The following is a 783-nucleotide window of genomic DNA, read 5'->3' as shown; positions in this document are numbered from 1 at the left end:
CGCGTGAACGGCGGGCGATTTCCTCCGCCCCTTCGGGTGTCAGGTCGAATTCCAGCTTGCGCGCGCCACGCGTCACGATCTGGCATAGTTCCTCGGGCGTGTAGAACACCAGCCGCAGCGGAATGCCGAAGCGATCGCGCAGCGGGGTGGCCAGCAGGCCCGCGCGCGTGGTGGCGGCCACAAGGGTAAAGGGAGACAGGTCGATGCGCACCGAACGCGCGGCCGGTCCCTCCCCGATGATGAGATCAAGCTGGAAATCCTCCATCGCCGGATACAGCACTTCCTCGATGGCGGGATGCAGGCGATGGATCTCGTCGATGAACAGCACATCGCGCGGCTGGAGATTGGTCAGGATGGCGGCCAGATCGCCCGCGCGCTGGATCACCGGGCCGGAAGTGGCGCGAAAGCCCACGCCCAGTTCGCGCGCCACGATCTGCGCCAGCGTGGTCTTGCCCAGCCCCGGCGGGCCATGCAGCAGCACATGGTCCAGCGCGTCGCCACGCTGGCGGGCGGCGGCGATGAAGATGGCCAGATTTTCGCGGCTGGCTTTCTGCCCGGTAAAATCCTCCAGCGTCTGGGGGCGCAGGGAGCTTTCGTTCCCGTCCTCCTCGCCCCGGCGGGCGTCTATCTCGCGCTCGGGGGGGAGGGTCATCGCGCCAGTTCCTTCAGCGCGTCACGGATCACGACATCCAGATCCGCCCTGCCCTCCAGACGCTCGATCACCCGCTCCACCACCGGCTGCGCCTCCGCGCGCCGGAAGCCGAGGCCGGACAGCGCCAGCAG

2 protein-coding genes are annotated in these 783 nt (G+C 68.3%); both read right to left on the bottom strand.

Going from position 1 to position 783, the window contains the following annotated elements; all coding sequences use genetic code 11:
* Positions 1-652, bottom strand: a 652-nt coding sequence (gene ruvB, locus JCM25156_RS18905; protein ID WP_025814392.1) for a Holliday junction branch migration DNA helicase RuvB, incomplete at its 3' end; no start/stop codon positions are given.
* A partial coding sequence (locus tag JCM25156_RS26310) for a RuvA C-terminal domain-containing protein (RefSeq protein ID WP_034961331.1) occupies positions 649-783 on the bottom strand: 135 nt, incomplete at its 5' end. The genes ruvB and JCM25156_RS26310, both read right to left, overlap by 4 nt.

The organism is Komagataeibacter kakiaceti JCM 25156 (assembly GCF_000613305.1).
The sequence above is the reverse complement of the archived record's forward strand: the minus strand, read 5'-3'. Positions and strand labels throughout refer to the sequence as shown.